The 17,699-nt window shown below is 39.5% G+C and carries 16 protein-coding genes and 1 other annotated feature; of the genes, 3 read left to right on the forward strand and 13 right to left on the reverse strand.

The annotated features are described in order from the left end of the window. Positions 1 to 28 precede the first annotated feature (28 nt). From F991_RS08415 to F991_RS08455, 9 genes are all read right to left on the reverse strand, one after another. Positions 29 to 724: a methionine ABC transporter permease gene (locus tag F991_RS08415; protein WP_004670581.1), complete on the reverse strand. Its 696-nt coding sequence runs from the start codon at positions 722 to 724 to the stop codon at positions 29 to 31. Beyond that, positions 721 to 1,746, reverse strand: a complete 1,026-nt coding sequence (locus F991_RS08420; RefSeq protein ID WP_004670582.1) for a methionine ABC transporter ATP-binding protein — start codon at positions 1,744 to 1,746, stop codon at positions 721 to 723. The genes F991_RS08415 and F991_RS08420 overlap by 4 nt, the downstream gene beginning before the upstream one ends. A gap of 74 nt (positions 1,747 to 1,820) precedes the next feature. Continuing rightward, on the reverse strand, positions 1,821 to 2,696 hold the full coding sequence (locus tag F991_RS08425) for a MetQ/NlpA family ABC transporter substrate-binding protein (protein ID WP_004670583.1): 876 nt from the start codon (positions 2,694 to 2,696) through the stop codon (positions 1,821 to 1,823). Positions 2,697 to 3,298: 602 nt separating this feature from the next. Next, positions 3,299 to 4,585 (reverse strand): phosphoribosylamine--glycine ligase, encoded by a 1,287-nt coding sequence (purD, locus tag F991_RS08430; protein WP_004670584.1) that lies wholly within the window; start codon positions 4,583 to 4,585, stop codon positions 3,299 to 3,301. Positions 4,586 to 4,694: 109 nt separating this feature from the next. Next, the gene (gene purH / locus F991_RS08435) at positions 4,695 to 6,269 is read right to left on the reverse strand and encodes a bifunctional phosphoribosylaminoimidazolecarboxamide formyltransferase/IMP cyclohydrolase (RefSeq protein ID WP_004670585.1); all 1,575 of its coding nucleotides are present in this window, start codon (positions 6,267 to 6,269) and stop codon (positions 4,695 to 4,697) included. An 82-nt stretch (positions 6,270 to 6,351) separates the two neighbouring features. Then, positions 6,352 to 6,621, reverse strand: coding sequence for a DNA-binding transcriptional regulator Fis (gene fis, locus F991_RS08440; RefSeq protein ID WP_001086304.1), 270 nt, complete (start codon positions 6,619 to 6,621; stop codon positions 6,352 to 6,354). 376 nt (positions 6,622 to 6,997) lie between these two features. After that, complete coding sequence (locus tag F991_RS08445; protein WP_004670586.1) at positions 6,998 to 7,861, reverse strand: DUF3426 domain-containing protein; 864 nt, start codon at positions 7,859 to 7,861, stop codon at positions 6,998 to 7,000. Positions 7,862 to 7,875: 14 nt separating this feature from the next. Continuing rightward, on the reverse strand, positions 7,876 to 8,781 hold the full coding sequence (gene prmA, locus F991_RS08450) for a 50S ribosomal protein L11 methyltransferase (protein ID WP_004670587.1): 906 nt from the start codon (positions 8,779 to 8,781) through the stop codon (positions 7,876 to 7,878). A 199-nt stretch (positions 8,782 to 8,980) separates the two neighbouring features. Beyond that, positions 8,981 to 9,376, reverse strand: coding sequence for a hypothetical protein (locus tag F991_RS08455; RefSeq protein ID WP_004670588.1), 396 nt, complete (start codon positions 9,374 to 9,376; stop codon positions 8,981 to 8,983). Between the two features lie 190 nt (positions 9,377 to 9,566). Here F991_RS08455 and F991_RS08465 point away from each other — a divergent pair. The 3 genes from F991_RS08465 to F991_RS08475 all read left to right on the forward strand — a co-directional run bounded on the left by F991_RS08465 (position 9,567) and on the right by F991_RS08475 (position 13,264). Then, a protein-coding gene (locus tag F991_RS08465) for an IS3 family transposase (protein ID WP_145972635.1) occupies positions 9,567 to 10,786 on the forward strand; the annotation gives its coding sequence in 2 pieces (ribosomal slippage) (positions 9,567 to 9,843 and positions 9,843 to 10,786; 1,221 coding nt in all). Further along, positions 9,842 to 9,958 (forward strand) — a sequence feature (AL1L pseudoknot). It overlaps the preceding gene by 117 nt. 153 nt (positions 10,787 to 10,939) lie before the next feature. Further along, positions 10,940 to 12,820 carry a tRNA uridine-5-carboxymethylaminomethyl(34) synthesis enzyme MnmG gene (mnmG, locus tag F991_RS08470; protein WP_004670589.1) on the forward strand — a complete coding sequence of 627 codons (1,881 nt, stop codon included), beginning with the start codon at positions 10,940 to 10,942 and terminating at the stop codon, positions 12,818 to 12,820. A 111-nt stretch (positions 12,821 to 12,931) separates the two neighbouring features. Next, positions 12,932 to 13,264 (forward strand): DMT family transporter, encoded by a 333-nt coding sequence (locus tag F991_RS08475; protein ID WP_004670590.1) that lies wholly within the window; start codon positions 12,932 to 12,934, stop codon positions 13,262 to 13,264. Positions 13,265 to 13,330: 66 nt separating this feature from the next. Here F991_RS08475 and F991_RS08480 read toward each other — a convergent pair whose 3' ends face one another. From F991_RS08480 to F991_RS08495, 4 genes are all read right to left on the reverse strand, one after another. Then, complete coding sequence (locus F991_RS08480) at positions 13,331 to 14,776, reverse strand: hypothetical protein (RefSeq protein WP_004670591.1); 1,446 nt, start codon at positions 14,774 to 14,776, stop codon at positions 13,331 to 13,333. A gap of 135 nt (positions 14,777 to 14,911) precedes the next feature. Beyond that, positions 14,912 to 15,535, reverse strand: a complete 624-nt coding sequence (locus tag F991_RS08485) for a sterol desaturase family protein (protein WP_004670592.1) — start codon at positions 15,533 to 15,535, stop codon at positions 14,912 to 14,914. A 95-nt stretch (positions 15,536 to 15,630) separates the two neighbouring features. Next, positions 15,631 to 16,632: an AraC family transcriptional regulator gene (locus F991_RS08490; protein ID WP_004670593.1), complete on the reverse strand. Its 1,002-nt coding sequence runs from the start codon at positions 16,630 to 16,632 to the stop codon at positions 15,631 to 15,633. A 115-nt stretch (positions 16,633 to 16,747) separates the two neighbouring features. After that, positions 16,748 to 17,632 carry a DUF4198 domain-containing protein gene (locus F991_RS08495; RefSeq protein ID WP_004670594.1) on the reverse strand — a complete coding sequence of 295 codons (885 nt, stop codon included), beginning with the start codon at positions 17,630 to 17,632 and terminating at the stop codon, positions 16,748 to 16,750. Between the last annotated feature and the right edge of the window lie 67 nt (positions 17,633 to 17,699).

Below are 17,699 nucleotides of genomic sequence, written 5' to 3' on the forward strand. Positions count from 1 at the left end.
TGAGAGCCTTAAGCTGTTAACTCAATGATTAACGCATTTTTGCTAACCAATCACCAAAGGTTTGCACAAATTGAACCAACAATAAAAGCACGATCACGGTCAGAATCACAACACTACTATCAAAACGTTGATAGCCATAAGAAATCGCCAAGTCACCAATTCCGCCTGCACCGACCGCACCTGCCATTGCCGTTGCACCAATCAAGCTAATCGTTCCCGTGGTTAAGTTTAGAATCACTGAGCTTCGTGCTTCAGGAATAATAAATTTGAAAACGATTTGCCAAGGCGTTGCGCCCATTGCTTGAGCAGATTCAATGATTCCTTCATTGATTTCAAGTAATGAGGTTTCGATTAATCGACCTAAATATGGGCCAACATAAATGGTGAGGGGAACAATCGCTGCCCACGTTCCGATTGATGTTCCAACGAGGAATTTAGTAAATGGAATAACTGCGATTAGCAAGATAATGAAAGGAATTGAGCGTAACGCATTGACGATTGGGTTGAGGAAATAATAAATCGCTCGATTTTGTAGGATACCACCTGTACGTGTCACTACTAAGGTGATGCCTTGGATGAAGCCCCAAATACAACCAAAAAGCAGTGAGAAGAATACCATTTGTAAGGTTTCTTGTAAGGCTGTCACAAATTGATCCATTGACAAAGAACTTTGCCAAAAAGGCGCAGTGATTTCAGTCAGCCAGTGTACGATAAAGTCTCTCATTGGCTTACTCCAGACGGTTCAACTTTGACACCTTGTTGCTCTAGAAATTGGATTGCTTCTTGGATGATACGTGGGTCACCGAGCAGTTGTATAAACATTTGCCCAATCACTGTACCGTTAATCTCGGTCATGTTGGCAAACAGAATATTCAAACTAATATCAAACTGTTTAATCACAGACTGAATCACGGTTTCTTGTGCTGATGTACCTAAGAATTGCAGGTTATAGATACTGTTATGGTGCTTGTGTTCGAGATTGTTGAGAATATTGATCGGCAGTTGTTGCTGTAATACGGTTTGGATAAAGGTTTTGGTTGTGGGATGTTGTGGTTGACTGAAAATCTCTAAGGTCGAACCTGTTTCAATCACTTTACCCGCTTCCATGACAGCAACGTAATCGCAAACTGATTCGATCACATCCATCTCATGGGTCACCATCACAATGGTAATATTTTGTTCTTGGTTAATTTTCTTCAACAACGCTAAAACAGATTTGGTGGTTTGCGGATCTAAAGCAGAGGTAGCTTCATCGCAAAGTAAAATTTTGGGATGATTGGCAAGGGCACGAGCAATACCCACACGTTGTTTTTGACCACCTGAGAGTTCGTCAGGGTAGGCATCTTTTTTATGTTTGAGATCAATGAAATCTAACAGTTCAGCTAAACGCTTTTCTCGTTCAGCTTTACGATGACCGAGCAATTTAAGCGGCATTTCAATATTTTCAGACACTGTTTTAGTTTGTAATAAATTAAAGTGCTGAAAAATCATGCCGATATTTGCACGTTCGTTACGAAGCGTGCGCGCATCCATCGCAGTAAAATCTTTTTGATGAATAATCACTTGCCCTTTAGATGGGCGTTCTAGCAAATTAATCAAACGAATTAATGTACTTTTACCTGCGCCACTATAACCAATAATGCCAAAAATACTGCCTTCTGGGATCTCTAGATCGATTTGATCCAGCGCATTAATGGTTTGGCCATTTAGCTGATAGTGTTTGGAAATATTTTTAAATTCGATCATATCGTCAATACTAAATTAAAAAGAAAACAGGCAAAATCATTTGCCTGTTTTGTAGAACGTCGGAGCGTAGTATATTACGAATTCGCTTCAGTGAGATAGCTTGTCGGTTTGTTTACATCAACCTTAGTGCCATCAAAGTGTTCTTGTACATATTTTCTCACAGCTTCGGTATGATAGAGCGCGCCGACTTTTTGAAGTACCGCATCATCTTTACGTGATTCAGCCGTCGCTAAAACATTCACATTGAGCTTGGTGCTTTGATCAACAGGCTCATAGTAGATCGCATCTTTAAGAACGTTCAAACCGCCTTCCATCGCCAGCGTATTGCCCAATAAAATTGCATCAACTTCATCTTTTACGCGTACAGCAGTCGCCATTTGGATCGGTTTAATCACAATCTTCTTCGTGTTTTCAATAATATCTGCTGGCGTACCTTTTACTGGGTCAAAATCAGCTTTTAACTTGATTAAGCCTGCGCTTTGTAAAAGTAATAATGCACGAGATTCGTTAGCACCGTCGTTTGGAATCGCAATGGTTGCACCTTCAGCAAACTCTTCAACTTTCTTAACTTTGCTTGAGTAGATGCCCATAGGCTCTAAATATGTGGTTGAAACAGGTGCAATCTTATCTTTATTTGCAGCATTGAATGCAACAAGGTAAGCGTAAGATTGGAATGCATTGAGATCAACTTCTTTGTTCGCCGCAGCAGTATTCATCGCAACGTAATCAGTGAAGTTTTTAATTTCGAGTTTCAAGCCAGCGGCTTTTGTTTCAGGTAAGCTTGCAATATGACGCCAAATATCAGCATCTGAACCTGTAGAGGCGATGACAACAGTTTGTAATGCCGCTGCATCACCCTGTTGACCGTTAGATGTGGTGTCAGGTTGTTTACTGCATGCAGCAAGTAATAACACTGAAACACTTAAAAAAAGACTAATCAGCTTTTTCATGTATAAATCCTAATCAAAATAATGTCCGGAAATCATTGCATTCCCGCATCAAAGTAATAGATTGCTAAGTTATTCTTCGGCACTGCATTCAAATAATCATGTGAATAATTCTTAAAATACTCGCCAAAGTAAATTCCACAACATGAGAAAAATAGGTGAACATTCATGTTCCAGTTTGCTATAGATAAATAGCACAGTGAATCATTCACTTACTCTTGAAATTAAATTTGGATTTAGCTGTAACTCGTGCAGCTCAGTTTAATACTCTAATCATTTGAAAATAATAGAAAAGAGTAAAATCTGGCCATAAAAAGTACAGCTAAAAATTTCCCCAATCATAGCAATATTTTAGTTTGGGTTATAGTGGAATAGCCAATACTGAAGGGTATAAATAACTGATTATTTAAGGAAATTGTGTGCGAAGTAAATATAAATAGATGAAAGTTTTATAGATTTTTTAAATATTTGTTTAGATAATTCAATTGAATAATAAATATATATTTTTCTGAATGTGATATATGCATATTGAATAAGTAAATGATATTTGCGTAATTTCAGCAATAAAAAACCTTCCGAAGAAGGTTTTTTAAGCTTGATATGGTTTATTCAGCTTTTTCACGTGCAATAGCGCGGTAACCGATATCGCTACGATATTGCATACCTGTAAATGTAACCTGACCACAGACTTCTAGCGCATTGATTTGTGCTTCAAGTACGGTATCGCCCAGTGCTGTTACACAGAGTACACGACCACCAGCAGTTACAATATGCCCATCATCCGTCATGGCTGTGCCTGCATGGAAGATTTTTGTATCTTCAGGGGATTGACCGATACCCGAAATCACATCGCCTTTACGGACAGTTTCTGGATAACCCTCAGCAGCAAGAACGATACCGATGGACTTACGCTCATCCCATTCTGCTTCGCTTGGTAAGTTACCTTCAATACCTGCTTCAACGAGATCAACCAGCGATGATTTTAAACGCATCATGATCGGTTGAGTCTCAGGATCACCAAAACGGCAGTTGAATTCGATCACACGAGGTTGACCTTGCTCATCAATCATTAAACCTGCGTATAAGAAACCTGTATAAACGTGACCATCCGCAGCCATACCATCAACGGTCGGGCGCATCACTTCATTCATGACACGTTCAAACACTTCAGTAGTCACAACTGGGGCAGGAGAGTAAGCACCCATACCACCCGTATTTGGCCCTTGGTCAGCTTCAAAGATACGTTTGTGATCTTGTGAAGTCGCCATTGGCAAAATGTTGTTGCCATCAATCATACAAATGAAAGACGCTTCTTCACCTGCAAGGAACTGCTCAACCACAACACGTGAACCTGCATCACCAAACTTATTGCCTGCAAGCATGTCATCAATGGCAGCAAAAGCTTCTTCGTTGGTCATTGCCACGATTACGCCTTTACCCGCAGCTAAGCCATCCGCTTTAATGACGATCGGTGCACCATTTTTTTCAACATAGGCTTTAGCTGCATCCACTTCGGTGAATACATCATAAAAAGCAGTTGGAATGTTATGACGCTTTAAGAAATGCTTGGCAAATGCTTTTGAACCTTCAAGCTGCGCTGCGTATTGTGTTGGTCCCCAAATTTTTAGACCAGCTTCACGAGCAGCATCGACCACACCATTGACCAATGGTGCTTCTGGACCAACAATCACCAATGCCACATCATTTGCTTTTGCAAAAGCAATCACAGCTGGATTGTCTAAAATATCAAGTTCAACGTTTTCACATTTATCTTCTGTTGCTGTGCCTGCATTACCCGGCGCAACAAAAACTTTAGTTACTTTTGTATCTTGTGCGATTTTCCATGCAAATGCATGTTCACGGCCACCGCTACCCAAAACTAAAATATTCATTATTAAGTTATTTCCTTTTTCCGTATTTAAGAATATACCTGTTCAGAATAAAAAAGTCCCCCTGAGATGCGACTATAAGGCATCGCAAGAAAGAGGGACTTGGGTGTTATTAATGGCGGAAGTGACGCATGCCTGTAAAGACCATTGCGATGCCAGCTTCATCAGCGGCTGCAATTGTTTCTTCGTCACGCATTGAACCACCCGGTTGGATAATACATTTAATGCCTGCTTTAGCAGCATTATCAATACCATCACGGAATGGGAAGAATGCGTCAGATGCCATTACTGCACCTTCAACCACTAAACCAGCATGTTCAGCTTTAATCGCTGCAATTCGTGCAGAATTGACACGGCTCATTTGACCTGCGCCGATACCCACAGTTTGACGATCTTTTGCATAAACAATCGCGTTTGACTTCACATATTTCGCCACTTTCCAAGCAAAGATTAAGTCATCAATCTCTTGTTCAGTAGGCGCACGTTTGGTCACAACTTTTAGGTCATCTTTACTGATCATGCCTAAATCTTGGTCTTGAACCAGTAGGCCGCCGTTGACACGTTTGTAATCAAGTTGTGGCGCACGTGCATCAATCGCAGGGAGTTCGCCACAAACCATGACGCGGACATTCTTTTTCGCGCCAGTCACTTCAAGTACGCCATCAGCTATGCTTGGAGCAATAATCACTTCAACGAATTGACGATCAACAATCGCTTGTGCAGTTGCAACGTCCAATTCACGGTTGAATGCAATGATGCCACCAAACGCTGATTCAGGATCAGTTGCATAAGCGAGGTCGTAAGCCGCTTTGATGCCATCTAGTGAAACAGCAACACCACATGGGTTCGCATGTTTGACGATGACACAAGCAGGTTTTACAAATGACTTCACACATTCAAGTGCCGCGTCGGTATCAGCGATATTGTTATAAGACAGTTCTTTACCTTGTAATTGCTTTGCAGTTGAAACAGATGCTTCTTGTGCATTTGCTTCGACATAGAAAGCGGCGCTTTGGTGTGGATTTTCACCATAACGTAAATCTTGTGCTTTATTCAGTTGGGTGTTGAATGTGCGCGCGAACGTATCCGCTTCACCTTCAGTTTTACCCACACGTGCGCCCAAATAAGATGCAATCATGCCATCATATTGCGCCGTATGTTCGTATGCTTTTACCGCTAAGTCGAAACGCGTTTCGTAAGATAAAGTCCCATTTGCTTTTAATTCAGCAACGACCGTATCGTAGTCAGCAGCATTGACAATAATACCGACAGATGCATGGTTCTTCGCAGCAGCGCGAACCATCGTTGGACCACCGATATCGATGTTTTCAATCGCATCAGCAAGTGAACAGTTTGGTTTTGCTACTGTTGCTGCAAATGGATAGAGGTTTACGATAACGAGATCAATTGGATCGATATCGTGTTCTTGCATCACAGCTTCGTCTAGACCACGACGAGCCAAAATACCACCATGAATTTTTGGATGCAGTGTTTTGACACGGCCATCCATCATTTCAGGGAAGCCCGTGTGTTCAGAAACTTCTACGACGGCGATATTGTTGTCTTTAAGCAACTTATATGTACCACCAGTAGATAAAATTTCTACCCCGAGAGCTGCAAGATTTTGAGCAAATTCAACGATTCCAGTTTTGTCTGAAACAGAGATTAAAGCACGTTTGATAGTCATGATTTTAGTCAACAGTTTGAAGTCTACAGATTAAAACAAAGGCACAAAAAAAATGCCCACGAGAACGTGAGCATTTTATCAATTATTCACTCATTAAACCGTGAGCTTTTAACTTTTTGCGTAAAGTTCCACGGTTAAGGCCTAGAATCTCAGCAGCACGTGTTTGGTTGCCACGAGTATATTCTAAGACCACAGATAAAAGAGGTTTCTCCATTTCTGCTAAAACCATGTCATACACTTGAGATGGTTGCTCACCTTGCAATTGTGCAAAATAATGACGAACTGCGCGATCTACATGGATGCGGAGAGCGACATCAGATTGAGCCGTAAAAATAGGAGATTTGCTATTCATGCGTTTTAATCCGAAAAATAAAAATATCACTTGGATAAAGTGATATATAAATGTGGTCTGAATTACTGAGCCCTGTTTTAGATCCTAAAACAGTGACTCTAAAACAATGGGACTATTAGCTTGCCACAAATCCTCGAATTGTGTAAAAAATAAGCGTAACAATAGTTAAATATTTGTTACAGCCTACTTTCAAAAACAAAAAAACCGACAATGCGCTTATGGGATAGAAGCACAGTTCGTTTAACTATTTTTTGTCTATAAATAACGAGGAGTATGTAGGTCAAAGCTTTCGTGGCGCGTATCATACCACTGTCTACGAAAAAGTGAGCAAATTAACTGCACTTTTTTTATATTTTTTTGTCATTTTTTTTCGTTTTTAGGGTTGTACAATTTCTAAACTATAGTCATTGAAGCTGTTTTTGCTATTTGGGATGGTAAATTCAAACCTAAAAGGGCTATTTGTCGGGATGCGTTGAATCGTCTTCAAGCTATCAACCAAATAGTTTTGGGGGGTTAATACCGTATTTGAAATCACTTCACCATTGTCTTTCAAAATAACGTTAATGGCAGGAAGTACAACACTGTTTTCATGTCGGTTGACGAGCGTACCTGAAAAGCGTGTTGAATTTTGATCAGCAGGTCTAACTTGTACTTTTTCAAAGTTTAAATATTTATACTGCTCATCTCTTGTTTTACAAGTTAAAGCACCGCATGCGTAGTTAAAGATTCGATTTAATGCAGGGCTTTCATGCATCAATTTAGGATTGAACCATAAAATTTGAAAGGCAAATACCAGTATAAGGGTGATATTGCCAAGCCCCCAAAGGGTGTAGTACAGCCAACCGTGTTGTTTTTCAGTCGAAGTCTCATCTATGAGAACGGTGTCTTCTGAAAGGTTTAAGTTGGGTAAAGCAGTGACTGGTTCGGTATTGAAATAATTTAGGTTGTTTAAATAGGTCAATAGATCGATATTTGAGTTTTCAATTTTTTGATCAAAAATACTTAAAATTTGCATTTGCTTTTCTGCAAATGAGCTGTTTGGTTGGATTGAAGAAAATAATGAACGATTTGCGGGTACGGCAATCGTTTCATCTTCTTCAGAAGCGAGTAAATTAGTGAGTGCATTAAAGTTAATCACACATTTTGGACAACAAACCATACCCTGTGCAACGCTGAGTTGTGAAAGGGTCACTTTGTACACGGTTGAGCATTTAGGGCAGCGGGTTTGTTTTTCACTCATAACTTATAGAGATCTCAAGTTGTTGTTTTACGTTTTCCTGAAATGCGACACCAGTTTTCTTCACGCTTTTCGATCTCTAATATATCAAAAAACTGAGAGTAAACACTAGAAACATCAGCAACTTGCTCTTCTATTACACCAGCAAGTGCGAACTCGCCCTCATTTTTTAATAAAGTTGAGAATTCAGGCGCAAGTGCCATTAACGGTGCTGCCAGAATATTTGCAACCAATACATCTGCTTGTTGTTGTTTAAATTCTTGATCGAACTCTTCTGGCAAGCCTACATAAAGACGATCAAGTACACCATTTAATTCTGCATTTTGTTTGGTCGCCAAGACGGCTTGTGGGTCAATGTCTGTTGCATAGACCTTTTTTGCGCCGAGCAACAATGCTGCAACACCTAAAATCCCTGAGCCACAACCATAGTCAATTACGACTTTGTCTTTTACATCGGTTTTGCCTAACCATTGTAAGCACAAGAATGTACTGGCATGGTTACCTGTGCCGAAAGCTAAACCAGGATCAAGCTTGATGTTGGTTGCATCTGCTTCTGGAGGTTCTAGCCATTCAGGTACGATCCAGTATTTCTCACCGATTTGGATTGGCTCATAATAGTCCATCCATGCACGTTCCCACACTTGGTTTTCTAGATATTCATGACGCATCGGAACATCTGGAAGTTGTGCTTTTAAGAATGCTTCCAACGTATCGACATCAATTGGATCATCTTCTTCTTGTTGATAAATGCCTGTAACAATGACTTTGTTCCAAAGTGGTGTTTCACCTGGTAATGGTTCAAGTAAAGCCTGATCTTCGGCATCATCTAAAGTTACACTCACTGCGCCTAATGATAGGAGTAGGGTTTCAGTAAGTTCAACTTGATCTTGATCGACAGTAATATGAATTTGTAGCCAGTTCACAGGACAACCTAAGTAAATGTATTTGGGATTATTGTAATGGATTCAGGCTTATTAAAGGGCTTATAAAATAGACAGATTACAATTTTAAGATGAAATGTTTGCAGTTTCTAAGAATTCGGTATTTAAAAAACATGAAAGGATGCCACATCACGCGGCATCCTTTCTTTCATTGGATCTTCATTTAAGCACTTTGATTGATTTAAGGTGCTTCTTGATCATTATCCATCATCGGCTGTTCAGCATTTTCCATCGGAGCAGCAAGTCCGGATGGTGCTTCTGCTGGCATTTCAGTCGGTGTGCTTACTGGGCGTGGTTCAGATTGCGTTTCTGAAATTTTGCTTTGTGTTTCGACTGGTGCTTCAGAGGCAGGCGTTGGAGGTTGGAAGCTTAGCTTGTTGTTTTCATCGCTTTCACAAGCACCGTTAAAAACAACACCTTTGTGGGCAAATGAAACCGCATCACCTTGTTTCTTACCTTTACATACTTGCTGATACTTCTGGGTCAGTGGATCAGTGGCAGTTTTAGCGTTTGCTTGAGCCGTTACAGTAAAAAATAAACCACAGATTAATGATGACAGTAAAAGCTTCGAGTTCATTTCATTTTCCTAAAGTATTTGTTCTGTACTTTTAGGATAGAAATATTTTGAGATAAGACAGTGGTGATCAGGTTAGTAATCTTAGAGCGCTTTGTTAAAAGTACAGGGAAAATGCAACAGGAAGTTTCTTTTTGTGTCATTGAACCGTACCGGGTTTGTCGGAGACTCAATATTCTGAGAGACTATTCCGATGAAAAAACCAACCTATACCCCCGAAATTAGAGAAAGAGCGGTTCAATTACTAATTGAATCTGAAAAAGATTATCCTTCTACTTGGGCTGCAATCACAGCAATTGCGCCTAAGATTGGTTGTACTCCTGAAACACTTCGTGCCTGGCATCAAAAGCATTTAGATCAGCAAAATCCTATTAAAGTACAACAGATATCTGATCAAGAAAAAATGAAGCAAATGGAACGTGAAATTAAAGAATTAAAGCGTGCCAATGAAATTCTACGTAAAGCAGCCGCTTTTTTCGCCCAGGCGGAGCTCGACCGCCCACACAAATAATGGTGGATTTCATCCATAACAATAAAGACTTATATGGTGTTGATGCGATTTGTAGGATTTTACCGATCGCAGCTTCAACCTATTACCGAACTTTAGATCTCGCTGACAATCCAGAACATCGAGCGAAACGAGATCTACATGATGAGCATCATGCTGAACAAATTAAACGAATTTGGAAGGAAAGTTTAGGTCGATATGGTGTACGTAAAGTTTGGCAAAAATTGAAACGTGAAGGCTATGTTATTGCACGTTGTACAGTTGCTCGATTGATGCAGAAGCTAGATATACAAGGTGTTTGGCGTGGTAAGAACAAACAAACTACCCGCAACCGAGATGATCAAAAACGAGCAGATGATTTAGTGAAACGTAATTTTAGTGCTGATCGACCTGACCAATTATGGGTCAGTGACTTTACGTATATTCAAACTCATTCAGGCTGGGTCTATACCGCCTTTATTATTGATGTGTTCTCACGAGCAATTGTTGGATGGAAAGTATCTACACGGATGAATACAGATATGGTGCTCGATGCACTTGAGCAAGCATTGCACGATCGAGGCATGCCAAAGAATGTGATTCATCATTCCGACAGGGGTGTGCAATATCTTTCGATTCGCTATACCAATCGTTTAGAAGCAGCAAATTTACGAGCATCAGTCGGTACAACTGGTGATTCATACGATAATGCTTTGGCTGAAACGGTGAATGGCTTATACAAAACAGAGGTGATTGAATATTTAAAAGCAGATTGGCAAGGTTTAGCAGATGTACAACTTGCGACACTAAACTGGGTAGATTGGTTCAATAAAAAGCGTGTACACAGTGCACTGGGTTATGTGTCGCCTTTTGAGTTTGAAGCAATGTACTATGATAAGATTAACCCGTTAGGTCAGGTGGCTTAACTTAAATAAAAAAGTCTCCGACAAACCCGGTACGGTTCACATTTTTCGCCTTATCAATCCTTTGTAGCCGATAAGAATCTCACTGCTTTTTGTCAAATAACAAGGAAAATCCTGTATAATGCTCTGTCATTTTTTGAATACACATTTACCACTATGCACTATCCTAAAGTTTACGACGTTATCGTAATTGGTGGCGGTCACGCTGGTACGGAAGCGGCGCTTGCTGCTGCACGTATGGGAAGACAAACATTATTGTTGACGCATAATATTGAGACTTTGGGGCAGATGAGCTGTAACCCTGCGATTGGTGGTATTGGTAAATCACATCTAGTCCGTGAGATCGATGCGCTCGGTGGTGCAATGGCACTGGCGGCAGATAAAGGTGGTATTCAGTTCCGTATTTTAAATTCGCGTAAAGGCGCTGCAGTTCGTGCTACACGTGCTCAGGCTGACCGTGTTCGTTTTAAAGCTGCGATTCGTCATACCTTAGAAAACCAAGCAAATTTAGACATTTTCCAACAAGCGGCAGATGATCTTATTGTTGAAGGCGATACGGTTAAAGGTGTCGTCACTCAAATGGGCATTCGTTTCGACACTAAAACTGTGGTGTTGACGACGGGAACATTCTTGGGTGGTGTCATCCATATTGGTTTACAAAACTCAAGCGGTGGTCGTGCGGGTGATCCACCTTCGATTGCCCTTGCTCAGCGTTTACGTGAACTCAAATTACCAGTGGGTCGCTTAAAAACAGGTACACCACCGCGTATTGATGCGCGTACGGTTGATTTCTCAGTCATGACCGCACAACCGGGTGATTTTCCATCTCCTGTGATGTCATTTATGGGTGATGTGTCGATGCACCCAGAACAAGTGAATTGTTATATCACGCATACAAGCGAAAAAACCCATGAGATTATTCGTGGTGGTTTAGACCGTTCGCCGATGTATACCGGTGTGATTGAAGGTGTTGGACCGCGTTATTGCCCATCGATTGAAGATAAAATTCATCGTTTTGCAGATAAAGATTCGCACCAAGTTTTCCTAGAGCCTGAAGGCTTGGATACCCATGAGCTTTATCCTAATGGTATTTCGACTTCATTGCCGTTTGATGTGCAGTTCAATTTAGTTCGTTCGATCCGTGGTATGGAAAATGCGCATATCCTACGTCCGGGCTATGCGATTGAATATGACTATTTTAATCCACAAGCACTGAAATTTACGCTTGAAACTAAAGCGATTCAGAACCTGTATTTTGCTGGTCAGATCAATGGTACTACTGGCTATGAAGAAGCTGGTGCGCAAGGTTTACTTGCTGGTTTGAATGCAGCACGTCGTGCTTGGGAACAAGAAGAGTGGACACCAAAACGTGATCAAGCATATATGGGCGTGTTGGTTGATGACCTCATCACTTTAGGTACTAAAGAGCCTTACCGTATGTTTACTTCACGTGCAGAATATCGTTTGATGTTGCGTGAAGATAATGCTGATCAACGTTTAACGCCGATTGGTCGTGAGCTTGGTTTAGTTGATGATGAACGTTGGGCTGCTTATAGTGAGAAAATGGAAGCGGTTGAGCGTGAAACCTCTCGTTTACAGCATTTGTGGGCTGCACCAAATAACCCAATGGGTAAAAAGTTTGTTGAAATGACAGGCGCAGATCTTAGTAAAGAATGCAGTGCAATTGATTTACTAAAACGTCCAAATATTGATTTCAGTCAAATCGCAGAATTGACAGGTTCGGATGTTGCTCAACATGTGGGTGAGCAAATCGAAATTGCTGTGAAATATGCAGGTTATATCAATCGTCAACATGATGACGTTGCTCAAATGAAGCGTTTGGAAGAAACCAAGATCCCAGTTGATTTTGATTATGATATTGTATCGGGCTTATCTCGTGAAATTACACAAAAATTGAAAACAGTTCGTCCTGAAACATTGGCGCAAGCCAATCGTATTCCGGGTGTGACTCCAGCCGCGGTTCAATTGGTCATGATCACGATTCGTAAAAATAATATGGCGAAGAAATCAGCGTAACGTTTAGCTATATAAGATAAATCCTAAAAACACCCTTTTACCAAAAAGGGTGTTTTTCCTTGTGTATCATGTCTTACTATTTAGTGTGTACTGGGCTAGGTATCAAAATTAATGAAGAATTGGATGTTTTTATTCATTGCAATTATTGCTGAAGTGATTGCAACTTCAGCTTTAAAAAGTAGCGAGGGTTTTACTAAACCGATTGCTTCAATTATTGTCGTGCTTGGTTATATTATTGCATTTTATTGTTTGTCTTTAACCTTGAAAACGATTCCTGTTGGTATTGCATATGCGATTTGGTCTGGGTTGGGGATTGTACTTATCTCGGCTGTGGCTTGGATTGTCTTTGATCAAAAACTAGATGTGTGGGGTATTGTGGGTATTACATTGATTATGGCTGGTGTATTGATATTGAATTTGTTATCGAAAACCAGTGCGCATTAGTTGAATAAAAAAACCGAGCTAAAGTAAGTAGCTCGGTTTTAGAAATGTGATATTACTTAATATCAATTAACGCCCTGCAAAATCAAATACACCATTTAAAATAATGTTTTTATTCACTTCATCAGCAAGAGTTCCTTTAAGTGTTAGCATCGTATTTTTAAAGGTTACTTGGTTGTTTTTTGGGTCATAGCTTACCCCTTGGCATGATTGAGTTGCATTACATTCATAATTGTATTGTATTTCCTCTAACAATAATCCTGTACTAGGATTGGGATTATTTCTTGTTGCTTTGAAATCAATTTTCTTAATTTTATTATCAATGATGCTGACATCGATCGTATCATTTCCGAATTTTTGTATATTGTGATTGCTAACATCAAAATATAAAGCGGGCTGAACGGAGTGTAGAGTATCCTCATTTTTTAAAACAGGTGTTATTTGAAGTTGAGTGAATGGTTTGTTAACTTTTAATGAGCCATCAAGTTGTAAATTGGTCTTGGCGCATTCAGATGGAACAGGCATATTGGGAAATAATGGTGCATTATTTTCATAACTATATACTGCTTGGTTAAATGCTAAAGTAATATCATTAGAATTTTCAGTCGGCTGAATAGATCCGAGTTCTTTAACTGGGAGTGTGAGAAGCGAAGACATACACGCACCAGAGAAGCCATACAATACTTCAGTTTGCAGTGAAGACGCTATAGCGAGATTGTCTTTAAGGTAGGTCGTAAACTCACCTAATTTTAAATCCGCATCAATTCCGTTATCAGTATGTGAACTAAAAAAGAGTGCACTTGTTTCTGGATCATAAATTGCTCCCATTAAAGAAATAGCTTGCTGGTTTGCAGAAATATTCAATTGGCTGGTTTTTCTTATATTTTGCAAAGTTTGTGGAGGAGTTGAGAGGGAACCAGAAAGTTTTCCGTTTAAAGAAATATAGCTTTTTTCAATTGCAGATTGATTATCTTTATTGATTGGAGAAAGACTTGTAATATTTGGGGTTGATAGTTTTGTATTAACGAAATTGATTTCACTATAGCCCGTTTTTTCATCAAATTTAATATCAATATTCTTACAAGAGTCAAAAGCAAAGGATTCTGAGCAAGCAAAAAGATTTGGTTTCGATAGGTTTTGAATTTTCTCATTGAGATAGTTCTCCCCAATAGAAATGTTCAATATTTTCTTTAGAATTGGGTCGTAATTAACATGCAGAGTATTGGCTATATCATTTTTATCGAAATTAAAACTAAATATAATTGAAGCAGTACCTTTGTCAAAATGATGCGTAACAGCGTAAGCATTTATATCTTCATCTTGATTGCTACTTCTTCCTACAATTTGAATGATTGGATCTGAATCTTTTTGGAGTGTTAGATTACTTTCAAATGTTGTTGTAAAAGCTGCTGGGTGAGTTGTATTGTTTGCTTTATGCTCGCTATCACTTCCCCCACAAGCTGAAAGTAGTAGTGATGTAGCTAAAAGAGCGGCATAGGATTTTGCATTTAACATTTTAATATTCTACATAGGATTATTTTTAGAGTTGAATAATAACTATTAGTGATGGTGTTTTGAAGTATTTAATGGAATTAGTTTAATAAAAAGCCTAATCAATAATTAGGCTTTTGTTTTTGAATAAATGAAAACTTATAAAGCCACCTCAATTCCCTGACGTAAATTTAATTGGTCAAGTTTAGAATTTTCATCAATTTTTGCATAGGCTTTAGGGAGTATACGGCGTGCTGCTTTATTCACCCTTTTCTCTAACCAAATAGGCATTTTCATCGCAAGAGGATTCGTTTCTGTGGTTGAAGCATCGGTCATCACGCGTGTTCCCATGATGTAATCAAACCAAGGTCGCGTGACACACCAGTTTGCATTTTGATTACTGGTCATGTGGTGGTCATAGTGCCAAGGAATACGCTTTTTTGCATATTCTGGGTCTAAATGTGATTTTGCATGAACTTTCCAGTAGTTCCAAATCCCATAATATAAGCCTGCTGTAAAAAATGGTGCAACGGGAAGAAAGACTGTTGCAGCAGCAGTTAAACCATATAGTGCTGTTTTTTCATTATAAATCTCAGCATTTTTAAACATCGATTCTGCATAGCCTTCATCATGAAAGCCATTTAAACGAGCACGTTTGTGATGTGCAATATGAGTAAAGAAGGGGCTATTTCTGTTCTTGCTCGGAAATTCATGTAGCCATACCTTATGAAAATACCATTCCATCCCATTCGCAACAAAAACACCTACTGGAAAACCGATCATATTCGCTTACCTCATAAAACTTGATCAGATTTTAGAAACATAGCGCTGAATTTTTTTGACTGAACGGGCAGTTATAATCTGCCGATTAAATCAACTTATTGTTGTTTTCGTAGTCGATAGGCTGTTGGTGTTTCACCAGTCCAACGTTTAAAAGCTCTTGAGAATGCAGATGGTTCAGAGAATCCAGTAAGATATACGATTTGATCAATAGATTCTTGGGTCTGAGAGAGTAAGCGCCGAGCAAGTCGTTCACGATATTGCGCAATTACTTTTTCATAAGTTGTATTCAAAAGTTGCAAATCTGCTCTTAAACTGCGGGCGCTGCGGTTTAATCTTCTCGCCACAATGTTCTGATCAAACTCACTCGATTCCAATAATCCGCTGGCCAAGATCTTTTCTATCTCATCAATAAGTTGATGTTTGTGTAAAAGCTCAAGTTGTGAGGCGGCATGGTGTTCATGGATTTTTAATAACTCAGGTTCATAAGCAGGCGAATGATGGTCTAATAATTTCGCATCAAAGAAAATACAGCCTTCAGTTTGCCCAAGTCTGACATTACACCCCCATATTTTTTTATATTCATCTAGCTTGGCACCTTCATCGTAAGGAAGCCAAATTTCAGAAGGTGTAAAAGCATCTTCACTTATATATTTGAAGAACGTAAGCAAAATTCCTATCGCACATTCTAAATAGTGTCTAACTGGATGGTTTAGACCTGAAATGATCGCAATCTCATTGTCATGGTATTCGAGTTTAAAAGACAGCGCATCAGTGAGTAATGCTTGATAGCGAATAGTGCGTTGTAATCCTTCACCAAAGGTTGGACTACTGAGAAAAAGATATTCAATCACTTGTCCACGAAAGGGTGGAACATGGCTACCAACATGTAAGCCAATATCCTGATCTTGGCTAAAATGTTCCGCAGCGCGCCAAAATCGTTGTTGAGTAGCGTTATCACGACGGACGAATTTATCAGGCGGTTGGTCAGGTAAGTGAACACTGGCAAAGATAGCGGCCGCATCAAGGTTCATCTTGTGCATGGTTTGATAAACCATCCATAGAAAGATGCCTGCATCACTGGTTTTTCGAGAAAGCATATAAACAAAGTAAATATAAGTTTTAAAATAATATACGCTGTTCTTTTTAGGATAGAAATGGAAAAGATCTAATAAAAGAAAGGGCACTTACAATTACAGTAAGTACCCGATGTGCTTATTCAGTTACTTCTACAGTCACGCTATAAGTATAGCTTTCAGCGATTGGTTGTTTGGTATTGTCACTATTTGCTTCAGGATAAACGCCAGTAATTAAATAAATACCAGCTTGCTCCAATTTAACTTCTAATTCGCCTTTTGTATTGGTTTTGACATGCGGAAGTTCACGTCTTTCATTTGCGGTGTAATTGCTCGCACCTTTGAAAATATCAAATTCAACATTCGGTACAGGTTTACCATTCATTAACACGACTGCTTTTAATGCTTCGCCTGCATAAAGTTCATTTGGATGCGTGATAAATTTAAGCTCAAAGCCTTTGTTGCTCACAGTAGGAATAGGACTTGGTTTGCCCTTGGTCACGAAACTTTCAGCAATATAATGATTGATTGTTTGTGCTGTTTTAGCTTTTGCTGGAACTTTGTCTTCAGTAATGAAACGAGGTGGCTGTTGAGTCGCTGGTGCTGCTGGTTTTTGCTCATTATTGGCCGTTGTTGGTGTTGGCATATTATTCATAGGACGTGGCGGACGTACACGTAACCAACGACCATCAATCAATGCGTATTTACTTGGGTTGCCTGTCGCATTTTGTGTGCGAATACGATAAGTTCCTTCGCCATCAAGACTAAATTCGGCGATATTAAATGTTTTGAGTTCTGCCGCTGCATTGACTTGCTGATTACGACCATTCGGTGTTGTTATTTGATAACTGGTTTTAAAATTACGGCTAGGAACAAAGAATTTTTCTATGGTTATACCGCTTTGGAAGCTGACGTTATCAGATTTACTATCGAATACTTCTGGTAATACAAAAGGGCTAGCTGTATGAGCATGGCTTAAAATAGGTAATACAGACAATAACGAAATGGTCAGTAAATGACGCATCATATACCTCAGCTTACAAATTAATAAAAGATTGTAACAATCTACTTGATAACGAGTATCAATTGCA

The sequence above is a fragment of the Acinetobacter sp. CIP-A165 genome, assembly GCF_000367985.1.
GTDB lineage: Bacteria > Pseudomonadota > Gammaproteobacteria > Pseudomonadales > Moraxellaceae > Acinetobacter.

Bases quoted from the DNA above. Each gene is read 5' to 3' on its own strand.
- F991_RS08420 (WP_004670582.1), bottom strand. From the start codon at position 1,746: ATGATCGAATTTAAAAATATTTCCAAACACTATCAGCTAAATGGCCAA.
- F991_RS08485 (WP_004670592.1), bottom strand. From the start codon at position 15,535: ATGATCGGTTTTCCAGTAGGTGTTTTTGTTGCGAATGGGATGGAATGG.
- F991_RS08455 (WP_004670588.1), bottom strand. From the start codon at position 9,376: ATGAACTCGAAGCTTTTACTGTCATCATTAATCTGTGGTTTATTTTTT.
- F991_RS08415 (WP_004670581.1), bottom strand. From the start codon at position 724: ATGAGAGACTTTATCGTACACTGGCTGACTGAAATCACTGCGCCTTTT.
- purH (WP_004670585.1), bottom strand. From the start codon at position 6,269: ATGACTATCAAACGTGCTTTAATCTCTGTTTCAGACAAAACTGGAATC.
- F991_RS08425 (WP_004670583.1), bottom strand. From the start codon at position 2,696: ATGAAAAAGCTGATTAGTCTTTTTTTAAGTGTTTCAGTGTTATTACTT.
- F991_RS08480 (WP_004670591.1), bottom strand. From the start codon at position 14,776: ATGTTAAATGCAAAATCCTATGCCGCTCTTTTAGCTACATCACTACTA.
- F991_RS08445 (WP_004670586.1), bottom strand. From the start codon at position 7,861: ATGAGTGAAAAACAAACCCGCTGCCCTAAATGCTCAACCGTGTACAAA.
- purD (WP_004670584.1), bottom strand. From the start codon at position 4,585: ATGAATATTTTAGTTTTGGGTAGCGGTGGCCGTGAACATGCATTTGCA.
- F991_RS08475 (WP_004670590.1), top strand. From the start codon at position 12,932: ATGAAGAATTGGATGTTTTTATTCATTGCAATTATTGCTGAAGTGATT.
- F991_RS08490 (WP_004670593.1), bottom strand. From the start codon at position 16,632: ATGCTTTCTCGAAAAACCAGTGATGCAGGCATCTTTCTATGGATGGTT.
- mnmG (WP_004670589.1), top strand. From the start codon at position 10,940: ATGCACTATCCTAAAGTTTACGACGTTATCGTAATTGGTGGCGGTCAC.
- F991_RS08495 (WP_004670594.1), bottom strand. From the start codon at position 17,632: ATGCGTCATTTACTGACCATTTCGTTATTGTCTGTATTACCTATTTTA.
- fis (WP_001086304.1), bottom strand. From the start codon at position 6,621: ATGAATAGCAAATCTCCTATTTTTACGGCTCAATCTGATGTCGCTCTC.